Source organism: Spirosoma luteum DSM 19990, assembly GCF_000374065.1.
In the GTDB taxonomy this organism is placed as follows: Bacteria; Bacteroidota; Bacteroidia; order Cytophagales; family Spirosomataceae; genus Spirosoma; species Spirosoma luteum.
The window spans coordinates 71,023-87,307 of the sequence record NZ_KB893313.1; the positions used below are offsets into that span (position 1 = coordinate 71,023).

18 protein-coding genes are annotated in these 16,285 nt (G+C 50.3%); 8 read left to right on the plus strand and 10 right to left on the minus strand.

Going from position 1 to position 16,285, the window contains the following annotated elements:
- The first annotated feature begins 24 nt into the window (after nucleotides 1–24).
- The 4 genes from recN (at nucleotide 25) to B156_RS0128185 (ending at nucleotide 3,348) form a co-directional block, all read left to right on the plus strand.
- Entirely contained in the window at nucleotides 25–1,692 is a 1,668-nt protein-coding gene (recN, locus tag B156_RS0128170; RefSeq protein ID WP_026261116.1) for a DNA repair protein RecN, read from the plus strand.
- 105 nt (nucleotides 1,693–1,797) lie between these two features.
- Complete coding sequence (locus B156_RS0128175) at nucleotides 1,798–2,256, plus strand: hypothetical protein (RefSeq protein ID WP_018623163.1); 459 nt, start codon at nucleotides 1,798–1,800, stop codon at nucleotides 2,254–2,256.
- A 34-nt stretch (nucleotides 2,257–2,290) separates the two neighbouring features.
- Nucleotides 2,291–2,908: an SCO family protein gene (locus tag B156_RS0128180; RefSeq protein WP_018623164.1), complete on the plus strand. Its 618-nt coding sequence runs from the start codon at nucleotides 2,291–2,293 to the stop codon at nucleotides 2,906–2,908.
- Entirely contained in the window at nucleotides 2,905–3,348 is a 444-nt protein-coding gene (locus tag B156_RS0128185; protein ID WP_018623165.1) for a c-type cytochrome, read from the plus strand. Before B156_RS0128180 ends, B156_RS0128185 begins: the two co-directional genes overlap by 4 nt.
- 18 nt (nucleotides 3,349–3,366) lie before the next feature.
- On the opposite strand, the gene lptC is transcribed toward B156_RS0128185, so the two are convergent.
- The 7 genes from lptC to B156_RS0128225 all read right to left on the minus strand — a co-directional run bounded on the left by lptC (nucleotide 3,367) and on the right by B156_RS0128225 (nucleotide 8,561).
- Nucleotides 3,367–3,828: an LPS export ABC transporter periplasmic protein LptC gene (gene lptC, locus B156_RS0128190; RefSeq protein WP_157627214.1), complete on the minus strand. Its 462-nt coding sequence runs from the start codon at nucleotides 3,826–3,828 to the stop codon at nucleotides 3,367–3,369.
- A 150-nt stretch (nucleotides 3,829–3,978) separates the two neighbouring features.
- Nucleotides 3,979–5,283 (minus strand): BamG family beta-barrel-assembly machinery protein, encoded by a 1,305-nt coding sequence (gene bamG, locus B156_RS32740; RefSeq protein ID WP_483852521.1) that lies wholly within the window; start codon nucleotides 5,281–5,283, stop codon nucleotides 3,979–3,981.
- Nucleotides 5,240–6,022: a type III pantothenate kinase gene (locus B156_RS0128200; RefSeq protein WP_018623168.1), complete on the minus strand. Its 783-nt coding sequence runs from the start codon at nucleotides 6,020–6,022 to the stop codon at nucleotides 5,240–5,242. Before B156_RS0128200 ends, bamG begins: the two co-directional genes overlap by 44 nt.
- A gap of 70 nt (nucleotides 6,023–6,092) precedes the next feature.
- Nucleotides 6,093–6,398: a hypothetical protein gene (locus B156_RS31680; protein ID WP_157627215.1), complete on the minus strand. Its 306-nt coding sequence runs from the start codon at nucleotides 6,396–6,398 to the stop codon at nucleotides 6,093–6,095.
- 113 nt (nucleotides 6,399–6,511) lie between these two features.
- Nucleotides 6,512–6,904 carry a hypothetical protein gene (locus B156_RS0128210; protein ID WP_018623170.1) on the minus strand — a complete coding sequence of 131 codons (393 nt, stop codon included), beginning with the start codon at nucleotides 6,902–6,904 and terminating at the stop codon, nucleotides 6,512–6,514.
- A gap of 189 nt (nucleotides 6,905–7,093) precedes the next feature.
- Nucleotides 7,094–7,918, minus strand: coding sequence for a LytTR family transcriptional regulator DNA-binding domain-containing protein (locus B156_RS0128220; protein WP_018623172.1), 825 nt, complete (start codon nucleotides 7,916–7,918; stop codon nucleotides 7,094–7,096).
- A gap of 388 nt (nucleotides 7,919–8,306) precedes the next feature.
- On the minus strand, nucleotides 8,307–8,561 hold the full coding sequence (locus B156_RS0128225) for a hypothetical protein (RefSeq protein WP_018623173.1): 255 nt from the start codon (nucleotides 8,559–8,561) through the stop codon (nucleotides 8,307–8,309).
- 161 nt (nucleotides 8,562–8,722) lie between these two features.
- Here B156_RS0128225 and B156_RS0128230 point away from each other — a divergent pair, with 161 nt between their 5' ends.
- Nucleotides 8,723–10,012: a sensor histidine kinase gene (locus tag B156_RS0128230; protein ID WP_018623174.1), complete on the plus strand. Its 1,290-nt coding sequence runs from the start codon at nucleotides 8,723–8,725 to the stop codon at nucleotides 10,010–10,012.
- A gap of 12 nt (nucleotides 10,013–10,024) precedes the next feature.
- Here the strand turns inward: B156_RS0128230 and B156_RS0128235 are convergent, their stop codons facing one another.
- Nucleotides 10,025–10,489: a response regulator gene (locus tag B156_RS0128235; protein ID WP_018623175.1), complete on the minus strand. Its 465-nt coding sequence runs from the start codon at nucleotides 10,487–10,489 to the stop codon at nucleotides 10,025–10,027.
- A gap of 253 nt (nucleotides 10,490–10,742) precedes the next feature.
- On the opposite strand from B156_RS0128235, the gene B156_RS0128240 reads away from it, so the two are divergent.
- Both B156_RS0128240 and B156_RS0128245 read left to right on the plus strand, forming a co-directional pair.
- Nucleotides 10,743–11,270: a hypothetical protein gene (locus B156_RS0128240; RefSeq protein ID WP_018623176.1), complete on the plus strand. Its 528-nt coding sequence runs from the start codon at nucleotides 10,743–10,745 to the stop codon at nucleotides 11,268–11,270.
- 124 nt (nucleotides 11,271–11,394) lie between these two features.
- On the plus strand, nucleotides 11,395–11,877 hold the full coding sequence (locus tag B156_RS0128245) for a response regulator (protein ID WP_018623177.1): 483 nt from the start codon (nucleotides 11,395–11,397) through the stop codon (nucleotides 11,875–11,877).
- Nucleotides 11,878–12,104: 227 nt separating this feature from the next.
- On the opposite strand, the gene B156_RS0128250 is transcribed toward B156_RS0128245, so the two are convergent.
- Together B156_RS0128250 and B156_RS32720 are read right to left on the minus strand one after the other, a co-directional pair.
- A complete protein-coding gene (locus B156_RS0128250) occupies nucleotides 12,105–12,596 on the minus strand; it encodes a DUF421 domain-containing protein (protein WP_157627216.1) in 492 nt (163 codons plus the stop codon).
- 60 nt (nucleotides 12,597–12,656) lie between these two features.
- Nucleotides 12,657–12,962, minus strand: a complete 306-nt coding sequence (locus B156_RS32720; protein ID WP_018623179.1) for a hypothetical protein — start codon at nucleotides 12,960–12,962, stop codon at nucleotides 12,657–12,659.
- A 310-nt stretch (nucleotides 12,963–13,272) separates the two neighbouring features.
- Between B156_RS32720 and B156_RS0128260 the strand changes: the two genes are divergently transcribed.
- Complete coding sequence (locus B156_RS0128260) at nucleotides 13,273–16,215, plus strand: TolB-like translocation protein (RefSeq protein WP_018623180.1); 2,943 nt, start codon at nucleotides 13,273–13,275, stop codon at nucleotides 16,213–16,215.
- The last annotated feature ends 70 nt before the right edge of the window (nucleotides 16,216–16,285 follow it).

The following is a 16,285-nucleotide window of genomic DNA, read 5'->3' on the forward strand; positions in this document are numbered from 1 at the left end:
TTCACGGCTAATTGCTTACTGATTTTGCTATCGCATTTACTCATAAAAAATTACGCACTGATTGACGAACTCGAACTTTCTCCCGACCGCGAACTCAACATCGTAACGGGCGAAACGGGGGCGGGGAAATCGATTATTCTGGGTGCCATCGGGTTGTTGCTGGGTAACCGCGCCGATACCCGTGCGCTATACAATCCCGAAAAAAAGTGTGTTATCGAAGGCACCTTTGGGGTATCCGGCTACGCTATCGAGCGGGTTTTCGAAGAGGAAGAACTAGACTATTCTCCTACGTGCATCGTTCGCAGGGAGATTAGCGTGAGTGGTAAATCCCGGGCGTTTGTGAATGATACACCCGTCAACCTGGAAACGCTCCGGCGCGTCACGAGCCAGTTGATGGACATTCACTCGCAGCACGACTCAGTCCTGCTTGGTTCCAATGACTATCAGCTGGAAATCGTTGATACGTACGCACAGAACACCGACCTGTTACACACCTACCGAACTGACTACCAGGATTATCGAGTGAAAAAGGTGGCTTATGATCAGTTACAGACTGAAGCAAAAGCCATGCGAAAAGAGTTCGACTATAATAATTTTCTGTACGAAGAATTAGCTAAAGCCCAGCTACAACCCGACGAGCAGGAACAACTGGAGAACGAACTGACGATACTGGAAAATGCCGAAGACATCAAAGAGCGACTACAGCTGGCCTACGAATACCTGGATAATGCGGAGCAGTCGGTCATTGACTTTTTGAAGGGTACGGTTAGCAATCTGGCTTACATTAGCAAACTGTCGGGCCAGTACGAACAACTGCATCAGCGGGCCCAGAGCAGCCTGATCGAACTGCGCGATATTGCTGACGAAATAAGCAGCGAGCAGGACAGCGTAGAGGTAGATGATGCCCGCGTGGAAACCATCCGCGAACGGCTGAACCTGATCTATCAGCTACAAACCAAGCACCAGGCCAGTTCTGTACAGGATTTGCTGGTTCTTCGGGATGAGCTGGGGAGCAAGGTAAGCAAAGTACTAAATCTGGATGATGCGCTGGATGCGGCCAAAGCGCAAACCACGGCGGCTTACTCGAAGCTCCTGGCCAGTGCCGAAACCCTGTCAGCTTCCCGGCAAGCGGCCCTCTCGCCCATAGAAAGCGAAATTGGTGCGTTGTTGCACGACTTGGGCATGCCCAATGCATCGCTGAAGATTCAGGCCGAAACAACCAAACCCATGCCGGCCGGTGTGGATACAATCGAGTTTTTGTTCAGTGCCAACAAAGGTATCAAGCCGCAACAGTTGAAGACGGTAGCTTCGGGGGGTGAATTTTCACGGCTGATGATGGCCATCAAGTACATTTTGGCGAGTAAGCGGTCGTTGCCCACCATTATTTTCGATGAGATTGATACGGGGGTGTCGGGGGAAATTGCGATCAAAATGGGCAATATGATGCACGACATGGCGCACAGCCACCAGATTATTGCCATTACCCACCTCCACCAGATTGCCGGGCAGGGAACCGCCCATTACTTTGTGTATAAAGACCATTCGGCCGACAAAACGGTGAGCCGGATTAAAAAGCTAACCCTTGATGAGCGAATCAGTGAAATTGCCCAGATGATTGGTGGAAAAAACCCATCGACCAGCGCGGTAAAGAACGCCCGCGAAATGATAAAACAACGGGCAACGGTAAAATGACGCTCAGGCAGGAGGGATCATATAGGATGTATCCTGTTTGCCTTTTTCACATGGTCCAGGTACCTCACATTCTCCTCCAAAAAAGACCCTATTCCCTTTCAACTTATGAACAGTACAACTAAAACGCTTGCTTTTTTGCTCACGGCTGCAACCGTAGTCTGCTCCTGTAACGGTGATAAAGAGTCGGTTAAAGCCGCCGAAAATGAAGTTTTTGCTATTCACGATGAGGTAATGCCCAAAGTAATGGGTGACCTTGTCAACCTGAAAAAACAACTCAACAAGCGCATTACCTCGCTGGACAGTGTAAAAGCCAGCGGTTCGGCAGCAGCAGTCCTGCGAACTGATGAGGAGAAAGCACAGGTTATACAGTTGAATCAGAACCTGACCATAGCCGACAGCCTGATGAACCACTGGATGGCACAATACAATGGGGATACGCTTGATAAATTACCATCCGATCAGGCTTTGTATTACCTGACTACCCAAAAAGATATAATTACAGATGTTAAAACAAAAGTTAATTCCAGTATTGAACAAGCCCGTCAGTTTTTGGGTAAGAAATAAACAATGGCTGGTATTCTCTGGCCTCCTTGCCCTGTTGTGGGCTTGTGGCGGAGCGGACAGCGACCGACTTCCGATTCTGGGACAACGGGAGGCCGTGACAAAAACAGTAGATGGAAAACAGGTAACTGATTCAGTCTATCAAACCATTCCCGATTTTGCCTTCGTCAGTCAATATGGGGATACGGTTACGGCCAAAAACCTCGATAATAAAATATACGTAGCCGATTTCTTTTTTACGAGTTGCCCCACCATCTGCCCAAAGATGAAGGTACAGTTGAAGCGGGTCTACGAAAAGTTTAAAGGAAATCCTGATGTAATGCTGCTCTCGCACACCATTGACCCCGCCCACGACTCGGTAGCAGTGTTACATGAATTTGCCCAGAATCTGGGTGTAACAGGGCGGCAATGGTTATTTGTAACGGGCGACCGGGACAAGATTTACGACCTCGGCCAGAAAAGTTATATGGTAACCGCACAGGCCGATTCAACCGCGCCGGGGGGGGTTATTCATAGTGGCGCTTTTATTCTGGTCGACAGAGACAAACACATCCGGGGTATCTACGACGGCACGACCGAAGAAGGCGTCGATAAATTAATGACCGACATGGATCGGCTACTGGCCGAACCGAAGTCGGTCGCATCTAAATCATGAGTAAGCTTCCCCGTCTGATAGCCGGTTTCTTGGCCTGCGTTTCTTTCGTTTCCTGCCAGAGTCAGGAAGAGATAAAACGGGAAAGGTACATTACAGAAGGCATTCTGGTATACAAAGCCAACTGTGCCAACTGCCACCAGACCAAAGGTGAAGGACTGGCGGCACTTTACCCGCCCATTGCCAATTCGGATTATCTGGTCAACAAAAACAAAGTAATCTGTTTAATTCGGTACGGCCAGCAGGGCAGGATTATAGTCAACGGCAACCAATACAACCGCCCCATGCCCGCCCACCCGCAACTCAGCGACCTCGAAGTAGCCGAGGTCGTTACGTACATCTACAATCAGTGGGGAAATGAAAAAAAGGTGACGGATGTAAAAATGGTTGCCCCCGTGCTGGAGCAGTGCCGAACCGAGCTGAACGGCCCGGTAACGAACTAGTTACCAAACGCCTAACCGTCAGATACCACCCTGCACGTTAAATACGCCATTCACCTTGCGGATGGCGTACTTAGAAAAATCCTGATTGGCATCCAGGCCCGTTCCGTATAGTTTTTCGCCCGTTAGCTGGCTCAGGATGGATACATCCCTGTCGGTGTACACTTTTTTGGTCACGGGATTCCAGGTCAACTCGGGCGTGAGCAGCTTTTCCTGCTTTTGTTTGTTGACGACCACCACGTGGCCCATCACAACGTACACATCCTTCGCTTTGTCGTACCGACCGGAATCAGAATCGATAGTCGTTATTTCCTGCCCGGCCGGGTTATAAAACAAAATGTGGACCGGTTTGGGATAACGCCGGTTCTCGTTTTCGTACCGTAGCTGTTTCGCCGTGGTGAGTTTTACCTTTACCACCGCTCCCTCGCTATACAGCAGCTTTACATCATTGATTTCCTCAATTGGCCCGCTATAGGGAACCACTTTTTTGTTTTGTTTCGGCTCACCGCAAGCGAAAAATAATGATGAATGAAGAAGGATGAAGAATGAATAGAGGGCTGTTTTTACCAACCCTTTTATCCCAGCATTATTTTTATATTCTTCATTTTTCATTCTACACGCTTCATCAAAAAGTTAGTCAACCACCTGTTTCCGGAACCACCAGTCGTTCAGCGAGAAGCCCACACCTATACGTACGTAACGTTCCCGAATCTGATTACCCGTCAGCACCCCCCGCTGNCCAGCCACTACCGATACACTGATGTGATTAACCAAATAAGAACCCAGTGGCAGGGAGAGACCCAGGCTGCCGTTTACATCGTTTATTTTCAAACCCGATACCAGATAAGGCATCTGATTATACTGGAAACCTGCCCGGTACGTAATCAGGTCGCGGTAGCGGCTCGACGTGGGCTTGGGGGTAAATTCGGCACCGGCCGCTATGTTCATGGCATCGACCAGGTTAGCTGGTTTACCATCGGGTGTGCGATATTGGCTCCATTGCTGTAACCCTACATCGACACCAACCAGTAGGGAGCTTCCCTTTTCCAGGCTTATGCCGAAACGCACCTGCTGGGGCAGCGTAGACGCCCCGGTGGAGTTAAGCCGCAGGGTATCGGGAGCCGCCACTACCTGCTGATCTGTGCTGGTTTGCTGATAAATGTCTGTTTGTTGCGCTCCAACACGCATCTGCGGGTCGAACGTAGCCCCTACGTTCAGCGTCAGTTTCTCAGACAGTTTAGGACGCCAGGCAGCACCAAGTTTCAAGACAATGTCGCTGTAGTTCGTGCGGTTCAATCGGTTAATAAGTACATCCTCATTGCTACCCGTAAACACTCTGGAACTGGACGTATGCGTGATGTTACCGAAAAGGAAAGAGGCTTCCACACCCGCATAAATATTTTTCGTGATGCGAACGCCATTGGCTATCGATGCTTTATTTAAGCCTCCACGACCCGTATATTCATAACGGGTGGGGTATACCGTTCCCGGCACGGTAGAGGTTTCCTGCGTGTTGTAATTAACAAACGTGTAGGGTCGCAGGCTGATTGATATATTCCAGCGCGAATTGGCCGGAAAAGCCAGTGCCAGATAACCCAGGTTCCCGGACACGTCACGCTGATTCTGTAACTGATTACCGATGTTCTGGCTAAGTCCTTTCGTTTGACCGAGCAGGCCCACCTCAAACACCGTGAAACGGGTCCGGCGAGCGAGCAGCGCCGGATTTTGCAGATTCAGGTAGAATGGGCTGGCATTGCTGATGCCCACCTCCCCCATGGCCATATTCGTTACATTGGCCGGACTGTACAGTTCACCGACACCCAGTGCCGAATAAGGTGAGTTGCCTAATCCCTGGGCCAGTACCATTGGCGATGTAACGGCTACAACCAGCAGGCTAAGCGTTAATGTCCGGCGTATTCGCCTGTATAGTTTCAACATTATAGCGTAAAATTCGATTCAATCCCATGAGCACTAATTCGGGAACTACAAATATCGGGGGTTTAAGACGACTTTCAAAGGCGGGGGCATCCCCCCCGCAGAGTAATACCACCAAACCGGGCCGCTCCCGCCGGTAACTTTCCACGATACCCGTCAGTTCAAAAGCCAATCCATTCATCACCCCACTATGCAGGGCTGCCTGCGTATTTTTAGCGGTCAGGCCGGGCCAATCCTGGCCGGACCAGTCAGCGAGTGTTTCCACCAGTGGAAGCCGGGCCGTTTGTTCGTGCATGGCTCTAAACCGCATGCGTAACCCCGGCGAAATCAATCCGCCCTGAAACACCGAATCCCGGTCTACGAAGTCGGCCGTGAGGCAGGTGCCAAGGTCAAGAACCAGGCAATCCTGTCCCGGAAACAGCGTACTAGCCCCCACAGCCGCAGCTACGCGGTCGGCACCGAGGGTGGCGGGCGTTTCGTACGCTTTACGCAGGGGTACGGGTGTTTGGCTGTCGAATACGATAAGACCCGCTTTTATTCCTGCCAGTCGTTCCCTGATTTCTTCGGCCGGCCGACTCGTTGAGGAAACGATTAACTGAGTCACCAACCGGTTAGCAAGCGTCGTTACCAGTGCGTCCATATCGGCATACTGCCCCGTTTCAACTAAGTCTGTACCGGTAAACCAGCCTGTTTTCAGGCGCGTATTCCCCCAGTCGATAACCAGATTTGTAGCGGTTGGCATATAGCTTTTTCAAATGCAGTACGGAAGGGCAACGTATGTACCGAAAACAAATTGGCGATTTCCGGTTGATTTAAGCTTTTTTAACGACAATTCGTACCTGTCTGGACTGCCCGTAGTTACTACGGTTGACTTTTTGATCCTGGCCGCTTCCATTGTTGGCTTCACCTTGCTGTTCCAGCGTAGACAACGGGAAAACCTGCGGGGAAAAAGATGTTACAATTCCAGTATGATCAGGCAAGACCAGAGTCTCAAATTGAGACACAAAACCAAACGCTACAGACGGTTGGGCAGGAGTCACATAATAATATTGGCCAGATTTTAACCGTAGCCCAGCTGCATTTAAACACGCCCGTACTACCAACATTGTGGTTTCCATTCGGTATGCCTACATGGGCTCTACCATTAAAATAAAGTTCGGATTTGTCGGCAAGAACGGTTTTACTACCGCAAAAACCAGGAGTATCTGCCGAAGATTTCAATGATTAGCCCCTACTTTCCCTCTGCTTTGGGCTGTAGGGAGCCACGGGCGATCGGTTCGGGTTTTGATTGGGGGGTTGTGTATCGAAGCAGGGTAGCCGTTGGGTAGTCCGATTTTGGTGGGCGCGTGATGACCAGCTGGTAGGAACGGGTACCCACAATCAGGTTGGAATAGGCCATTTCTTTAGTCTGTTCCTGAAGCAGGCTCCAGTTAGCTATAGGTTCTTTGGCCAGTAGGGCCTGGTCCTCCTTCGAGAGGGCAGCAAAAGCGGTGTCGGCCACAAACCGTTTGCTGGTCAGGCCTTCAATAACCGAAGCGATGGGCGACGGAACGGCCACATCGGGTTTTGTTTGCGCGATAGCTGATCCACCCAACAACAAAAACAGGGCACATAGTCGGTTCATAGCGTTTCGTTAGTTAGCTGATCCTGGAACCAGGATTCAGCTAGTAAACCCAGGCAGGACCATTTGGTTGATAAATCATTACGGAAAGGCCGGCTAACGCACAAATACCCGGAAAACGAACCGGCTATGGGCATCTACGGCTAGCACCGTTTGGCTGAAATAGTAGTTACTCACTGATCGGTTGACCTACTACGCAGTTTCATCACGGAACTCTGCCGGCAGCGCGACGGTATTCAACCAAAATTGACATACCCGCTCGATAACCTGGACCAGTGCTCCCTGATTGTCAGACAGCGAAATGACAGAATTTGCCTTTCTTTCGTATGCTTCCGTTACAGATTGATCGGTATTGGAAACCAGAAGAATCAAGGGTATCCGACTCAGTTTCGGGTCTTCTTTTAGGTGCTGTAAGGTTTGCATTCGTTCCTGCGTTCTGGTTCGGGCATCCATCAGGATCAGGACCGGATATTTACGGTAAGATAAGGGCCTAAATACGTCTGCCAGATGGCTGCTTTGTTGAGTTGTGTGCAGCTGATAGGCTGGCCATCTTTCCTCAATCAGCTGCCTGGCAAATATGGCAATCGGTTCGTCATCGGTCACCAGAAGTACAGAGCGCGTTGCCACTTCATGCTGCGGAACAGGTGTCTTCGAAACGGAGTCGACAGCGGTATTTTTGGCAGAAATCGAACCAGCCGACGCCAGGCAGTATTGGAGAGAGTCAGCTACCTGAGTCCAGCGTCGGCGACTAACGGGAAATACTTCCCCACTGTCTAACCGAATTTCGCCTGCCATTTTCTGACGCACTGGCTGGTGCAGGCTTTTCACGCAAGCCGGGTTGATCAACACCGTTTTATGAGCCCGTATAAAACGGGGAAGTTTATTAGCCAGATAGCTGATCGATTTAGCCAGCAATTTCTTTTCGCCATTCCGAAAATGGAGCCAGCTGTAATTATTGGCACCTGAAAAGTAAGAAATCAATTCCGGATGTTCCAGGGCTGGTTTGATGATACTCATAAGCAAACGTGCTAACTGGTATAATTCCCCTGACAGCAGTTGACAGGGACAGTATGGTACTAACCCTATCAGGGTTATTCGTCGTTCGACAGGCATTTCCCCTTCCTGATTCTATCCCTGCCGAAGGTCCGGCAAATTGGTGGCTTTACTGAACACTTGCCAAACCCTGTCAGGTATACCATCATCAACAACCCGATGGTGGTAACGGTTTAATGATCTCCACTCCGCTGGCCTGCCCAATGAGAAAATAACGACACGGTACGTCTGGCAGACAACGGCAAAACGGGGGCCATCCGTATAAGTATTGAGTAGCCCGCACGGCGGAATCACCCTGTCACTGTCGGGAGTAAATTCACCAGCAGTTGCCCCTCCCGAGAACCCACGCGATTTATAGATTATAATGTCGCCATGAATCTATCCCTGCGTTACGATTGTCTGCCGTAGGGAAGGAATTGTAGTGGTGAACAACCAACAGCACCAGGTCGCGCTGGCCGCTTTTACCCTGTATCAGCAACTTCAGAAACAGATTTTCAAGCATCTTCGTATTGACTATCAACCAATTAACTTCATTCATAGATGACAGGCAATACTGAATGGCAGAACCATAACCGCCACTTTCTACGGTAGTTTTATAAGCTTTCATGTAGCCAGATTTTTCTTTTAAAGTGGATTCTATTCGTAGATTTATAAACGCATTTCAGTCAGACCACTTGCTTTCCGCCTGGTTTCCCGGTGGGAATTTATCCCCTCCGTAGCGAACCGCATAACCGAACGCTGGTTATCAGCCTAACCAGACTTATCCCTATGTCAATCATTCCTCCCGGTATCTCTCAGCCCCTGGCTGAACTTGTCTCTTATTTTTTTACCCGCCGGGAAGTTATTTTACAGAACTGGCGAACCGCCTGTGAAGAAGACCTTGCCCTGAGTAAAATTTCATCGCTGAGCCGGGAGGAATTCAACAATCTGTTGCCCATTATTTTAGATATCCTTGAACAGCGCTTACTACGTCAAACGCCGGAAGCCGACCCGGTCCTGATGGCCAGTTTGCACGGTTTGCAACGGTGGCAACGGGCCTATGCCTTACCGGAAACGCTCCGGGAACTGAATCACTTAACGAGGATTCTGTATCAGGAACTTCAGCTTTTTCAGGAACTTATTCCTCAGGCCAATGCCAGCATGCTGCTCCAGGTACAACAGCAGATTAGTCAGTTGATGAGCGAGACAATACTGAGTAGTGTGCAAAAGTATGATGAACTTCAGCGCCTGGAGGCCGTTAATCGGGTTTCTACCCTCCGGGAAGCTATCGATCAGATGCAGGAACTGTCCCGGCAGCGGAGCGATATGCTACGGACCTCCTCCCATGATTTACGGGGTAGTTTCGGGCTTGTTAACAGTGCTGCTCACCTGCTGAATACGAAAGGACTAAATGAGCAGGACCGGGAGCAGTTTCAAAACATACTGAATCGAAATCTGGGGAATATCAAGTCGATATTAAATAACCTGATGGCCTTGTCGCGCCTGGAAGCCGGTGAAGAACTACTCCGGATAGAGCCTGTTGATGTTGGTAAGCTACTAACCGAACTCGTAACGGATGCTCAGGTACTGGCCAACGATCGTGGGTTGATTCTTCAGGCCAATGGGCCTGATACGCTGGTGCTTGAAACTGATGCGGCTAAACTCCAGCGGATTGTACAGAATTTACTCATGAATGCGTTGACTTATACGCCTGCTGGTTTTATATCAGTTTCCTGGTCAAAGTCAGACAACAACTACTGGCTGGTTAGTGTGCAGGACTCAGGACCGGGTTTGCCTGCTGGTTTGACAAGCCTGTTAGCCTCACAATTGAAACCAGTGACTGAAGCCACCAGTGCAACCGGAATCGGTCAGCCAGAACCGTCGGTGATGCCTGCTTCTGATGAGCAGCACATCCCTCCCGGTCCGGAGCTGGCCAACCGGGCTAACCAGGGAGAAGGAGTTGGCCTGCAGATTGTTAAACGACTGTGCGATTTACTGGATGCCAAGCTGGAGATTGAAACTCACACTGGCCGGGGTACGCTCTTCCGCATTCGCCTGTCCATTCATCAGGCTGGCTGAAGCAGTACTATGTCAGGGAAGCGGCAGGGTGACCGTGTCCCACCAGTATTGCCGGAGAGACTGGAAATAGGCCCGCCATTGATCGTAATTGACCGGCTTAACGATGTATGAATTGGTGCCCAGATCGTAGGACATCCGTACGTCTTCCGGCAATTCGGAATGGCTAAGCACAGCAACGGGAATTAATCGATAAGGGGACGTACTTCCTTTGATCTGCTTCAGCAAATCTAACCCGTTGGTTCGCTTTGGCAAATAGAGGTCCAACAAAATAAGCCGGGGAATTCGTTTATGTATCTGATTATCCTGGCTGAGTTGATGCAAAGCCTCTTCAGCAGTTGTGGCTACAACCAGTTTAACTTTCGGCATACAGTCAAAAAGTACCCGCTTAATGATCAGGAAATCGTCCGGATTATCTTCAATTAATAAAATTATAGCCTCTCGTGAACTACGTTTATGCGTGCTGTACTGATCGTTCATACAAAAGGGAATAAACAGGTTGGTACTGGTTGTAACTATAGTGGGAAGGGTGTGAATACACTACTTTTTGTCATACGCCGGGGTTAAGTTACGCCAAAAACAGGACAGCAGAGACTTTGCTTCTTAAAATAAATGAGGTCAACAAATCGACTTATACGGTAAGGAGTTAGTTAGTGTAATGGTTCAGGCAGGCATACTAAACAGAAAATCCTGCGTTCCAGTAAAAACGCTTTCACTTTGAACAGAATAAGCCATGATGATGCTGGTCGTAAACGGAATAATTCGGGGGATTCAGTGTCCAGATATCGTCTTTTGGGTCAATGATTATGAGTCAGCGTTTGAGTTATTGACCCAGTTAGTAGCAGACCAATGGACTTTACGGCAGGCAACCCTCATTGACGGCATGGAACGGATGCCCCTGCCCACAGAAGCCTTTGATGGACAGGCATTTCGGGCACCTGTGAAGTCCTTAGAGCAGCAATGGAAACAAATCTTATCCACTCAGTCCACCCCGTCGACTGCGTTGGGCAAATACCGATTAAAAGACTGGCACTGCCGACTGGATGTATACTATGGTCAGCAACTTACTCAGCTACAAACAACAGGATTAGCTTTAAGAGAGAAACTAACCAGACTAGTTGCCCTGCAAAATCCATCCTTGCGGCTCCGTTTATGGGACCAATACAATCGTTTACTGGAAAGTAACCAGCGAATGCTGAGTCAGACAGTAGTTAACCGGCAAAGAAATCAGGACCGCTTAGCTAAGCTGGAAAAGAGCTAACGTACTCTGCTGTCGACACAACCGGCCCTATTTAGCCAACACGTTTGAGGAAAAATACAACAATTTTGCAATCCATTGACTGGATAGATTGTTACTATAGTTACTGGTAATACAATCTTCCTTTATGAAAGTAAATAATGATTCCTCCGCCCGGAAAGCAAACTTCAGACGGGCAAAAGTACTGGTCATAGATGATAATAAAGATCACTGGGTAGTAATCCAGAAAGCCATGCTGACGATTCTTCCGGAAGTAACGCCCGTATGGGTCGATACTCCTGAGCAGGCTCTGGCGCTTCTTAAGGAAGCCAGCTACCAGGAATGGGACATGCCCAAACTAATTCTGCTGGATTTGTACCTGCCTGAGCGTAATGATGGCTGGCAGCTGCTAAAACAGATAAAAGCAATGTCGTCCCCCTTTGATCATATCCCGATTGTTATGCTTAGCTCGTCGGAGACCAACATTGACATTACCGAAGCTTATACGCTGGGCATTTCTTCCTATCTGGTAAAGCCCATTGATTTTAAGGATTGGCTGACGTATTTCACCGAAATTCGGCAGTACTGGTGGGAAACCGTTACGCTGCCCCTTTTACAATACAAACTTTAATGCAGTCAGTGCAACAAATGGTTCGCTACGTTCAGGGGTGTGGAAAAAGACGTGTTATTTTTGTGATACCCAGCACCAAAACACGCCTTTATGCCAGCCCGTTTCTGTTCGTTTACCAATAGGACGCCCGCTCCGGATTCAGGCCCTACGCTGAGACCCTGGTTTGAAACGATTATTGTCAATGAATCAATTCCCCTGGCCGGTTACCGCTACAGTGGGCCAGGAGGTTATTTTTTGACAACGCTTATCTCGCCATTACGCTCAATAAATGCCTGCTCAATGTTGTCGGGAGTGGCTTCCTGGCCCTTGAGCCGCACCGCTTCCTCTATATCCCGCTCACTAACCAGCATAGATGTCATATTGGCCCGGTTAAATTGCCCGTTCACGTAAAGTACATTAGCTTCTCCACTCACCAAACGACTTAAAATGCTGCTTTTGATAGACAGATAGGCCAGCAGTCGATGTAGGATAGCCAGCACTAAACAGGCACCCAGGGTACCGGTAAAGGAGGAAGCCCCCACAATACCCCGACTTAACGTAGCTCCCAGCAGAAGCGAAATAACCGTGTCGAACGGGGAACGCATCCCAAAAGCACGCCGACCCGCTAAGCGCACCAGAATAATAGCCAGCAGAAAGACTACAAAGGCCCGACAGGCCATTTGTCCATCGGTTATCAACTCATCTTTATGCCACAAATCCCCTAATAATTGGTCTATCATACCCTTTAAGGAATTTTTCGTCGCTGCTCATGTCGTTCTATCCAGTATACTTATGTCCGACTAAGTGCCCGCGTTTTTCTTCCGTGTAGCAGCTCCTTTTTTAGCCGAAGCAGATCGTTCTTCCGCTGTGCGCGAAGCCGAAGCGCCCCCCCCTTTCTTGCCACCCGTCTGTTCTGGTTCTTTGTTTTCTTTATGCCCGCGCCCCGAACCGCTTTTTTTACCGCCCCCAGACGTTTTGTTGACCGTAGACCAGGCGCGACGCTCCGCTTCATCGGTAGATACACCCCGGTCCTCATAACTCTCTTCAATGTGTTCGGCCTGCCGCTTTTGCTTGTCGGTGTAAGCCGATTTGTCTCCTCGTGGCATCGTTTTTTCTAGTTTAGTGTCAACTGTTGAGGCTAAACGTACAAGCGTATGGGTTTGTATTTTTAGATGAGGAAACGGTCCCCACTGTTTCAGCCCAGGGCCTTATTGCTTACTGTCTTCCAGGTAAACCATCTCTCTGGCTTCGTTCCTGCACGCCCAAAACCGTATCGGTCAACTTACCTGACGCTAGTAAAACGGGCAAAGGGGTAGAGAGCATCGTCGGTTTTCGCAAAGCTAGTTTATAGTGCATCCCTAAATTTGTACGGTGATGTACATACGAACGCTGTTTTTCATCGTACATTGAAATCGTATGGTACGAAGACTATTTCTGGCAGTTCAATGGCTATTGACAACCCTTGTCGCCACCGCCCAAACCCTTCCTGTTCTCGATCAAAACCCAACCAGTCTGCACTGGTACCGGTTATCCACTCCGCACTTTCGGGTGCTGTATCCCAATGGACTCGATTCGACGGCGCAACGAACGGCCAATAGGCTCGAAAGTCTCTACGAACCGGTCAGTGCATCATTGGGTAAACAACCCCGACGTATTTCGGTCCTGCTGCAGAATCAAACCACCAATAGCAATGGATTTGTAACGTTGTTCCCGCGCCGGTCGGAGTTTTCTGCCATTCCCCCACAGGCTCCGGCTACGCTGGGCACCTATAACTGGCTCGATCTGCTGGCCGTTCATGAATACCGACACGTCGTCCAGAACGACAAGGCATTGCAGGGCTACGGCCGCGTGCTGTATGCACTGTTGGGTAATGTAGGCCTGCAGTTTCCCCTGCTGACCGTACCCGACTGGTTTGCTGAGGGCGATGCCGTTAGCAACGAAACGCTCCTGAGCAGCAGCGGACGCGGACGGATTCCCAATTTCGATTTGGGGATGCGGGCGAATCTACTGGCAGGAAAGGAGTTTGCTTATCCCAAAGCAGTTGGCGGTTCCTATCGGGACAACGTCCCCAATCACTACGTGCTGGGTTATTTTCTGACCACCTACCTCAAGCGCACCTACGGCCCCGATGTTTGGAGCCGGGTGCTCACCCGCAACTACCGCCGGTTTCCGTGGCCATTTGCGTTTTCGGCCAGCATCAAAGACGAAACCCAGTTACGAACGGACGATTTGTACCGGAAAACGATGGACGACCTGACCGAAATCTGGCAAAAACAACAGGCAGGACTAACGGTAACCCCGGCAACCCTTTACCCAACGAACGGAAAAATAGAAAAGCAGTCGGCCGCCCATCCCGTTTATACCAACTACCGGCATCCGCAATTCCTGACCGATTCAACTATCCTGTGCGTAAAGAGCGGCCTGGGCGATACCCCCCGCCTGGTTGTCTTGTCTGGCAATGGACAGGAGAAAACTCTCCATGTACAGGGTTTTCCCAACGACCCGGACCTGCTCTCGGCTACCGCAACTAAGGTATGCTGGATTGAGTTTGGCTACGACCCCCGCTGGGGGCAGCGGGATTATTCCAATATCCGGATGCTCGACCTGAAAACTGGTAAACTCACCCGGCTCACCCACCGCACCCGGTATACGGTGGCTACGCTCTCCCCCGACAACACGAAGCTGGTGGTTGTGAACAACACTGACCGGTCTAAAACTTTCCTACAGGTGCTCGATGCCCAAACAGGGAACGTGCTTAAAACTATTGCCAACCCTAATAACGTCTTCTACCAGCACCCCCGCTGGGCGGAAGATAACCAGACGGTTGTGGTGGTTACGCTGAAAGACAACCAAAAAACCATTGCGCAAGTTGATACCCGGTCAGACACCCATACGGCCCTGCTCCCACTGGCCAATGAAAACATCAGTCATCCCCAGTCCTGGAACAATTACGTGTTGTACAATTCGCCCCGGTCGGGAATCGATAATGTGTATGCGGTCGATGTACGGTCAAAGCAGGTATTTCAGGTCACGTCGCGGCCGCTGGCGGGGTACCACGCGGCCGTATCACCATCGGGAAACCGGCTGGCCTTTGAGGATTTCTCGGCCACCGGCTACCGTATTGCCGCTATGCCCCTCACTCCTGCTACCTGGACACCCCTTTCGGGACCAGTGCCGGAGTCAAAGCTCATCCGGTACTTCAGCCCCCTAACCAAACTGGAGCCGGGTGCCGCGCAGGGCCGTCTTATTTTGGCTGATTCGGCCACGATTGATACCCTGTATAAAGCGAGCCGGTTCCGGCGGCTGGCCAATGCCATTAATGTCTATAGCTGGGGGCCAACGGTTACCAGTACGGGGCAGGCCTTGTCTGTAGGGCTGAGTTCGCAGGATTTACTGAGTACTACCCAGCTAGGTGTGGGCTACACCTACAACCAGGCCGAGCGGGCCGGCAACGCCTATGCCCTGCTCAGCTATCAGGGGCTTTATCCTATTATCGACGTAAGTTTCCAGCGCGGCACCCGCCGTACTTCCTTATACGTCGACCGGATTTTACCCCTGGATAGCCTACGGTCGGATAGCTGGCAGTACAATCAGTTGACGGCTGGCGTTCGGTTACCGCTGCAACTGACCAATTCCAAATACAGTCAGACTGTAAACCTGTCAGCCTACTACAACTATCTACAGGTAACGGGCTACGACCTCCCCTTTCGGTACGCCACTGAAGTTGGCTCGGCAGGGACGCTCAATGCGCTCACGTACGGATTCAGTTATTCTCACCTGCTCCGGCAGAGCAAGCGCGACGTTGCTCCGCGCTGGGGGCAGACTATTTCTGTCAATTACCGAACAACACCCTTTGGCGGCAAGTTGACTGCCGAACAGATTGGTATTCAGGGAAATCTATTTTTCCCCGGCCTGCTGAAACATCATTCCCTGCGGCTGCGGGGTGGCTATCAACAGCAGGCCAAAGGTACCTACACGTTTGGTCCACTAGTCTTTTTCCCGCGGGGCAAACTGTACCTGACCGACGACCAGATTAAGGCGGGCAGTGCCGAATACCGCTTCCCCGTTGCCGATACGCACTGGTCGCTGGGGCGATGGCTGTACGTACAACGTATCAAAGCCAACGTTTTTTACGACCAGTCGATGGGGCAGAGTTCGGTGGAGGTACGGGATGTGTACGGACGGGTACGTGGCTACGAAACCCAGCGTCACGATTTCCAGACCACGGGGCTGGATGTATCCTTCATTATCAATGCACTCCGGTTCCGTACCCCCTTTGAAGTCGGTTTCCGCACCATATACAGCATTACCGATGGGCAATGGATTGTGCAGCCGTTGGTGATTGATATAGGGTTTTAAGGTTTACGGTATACGGTTTAACGTATACGGTGAGCTGACGCTAGTTTTTGTCTCGCGTCAGCTCACCGTA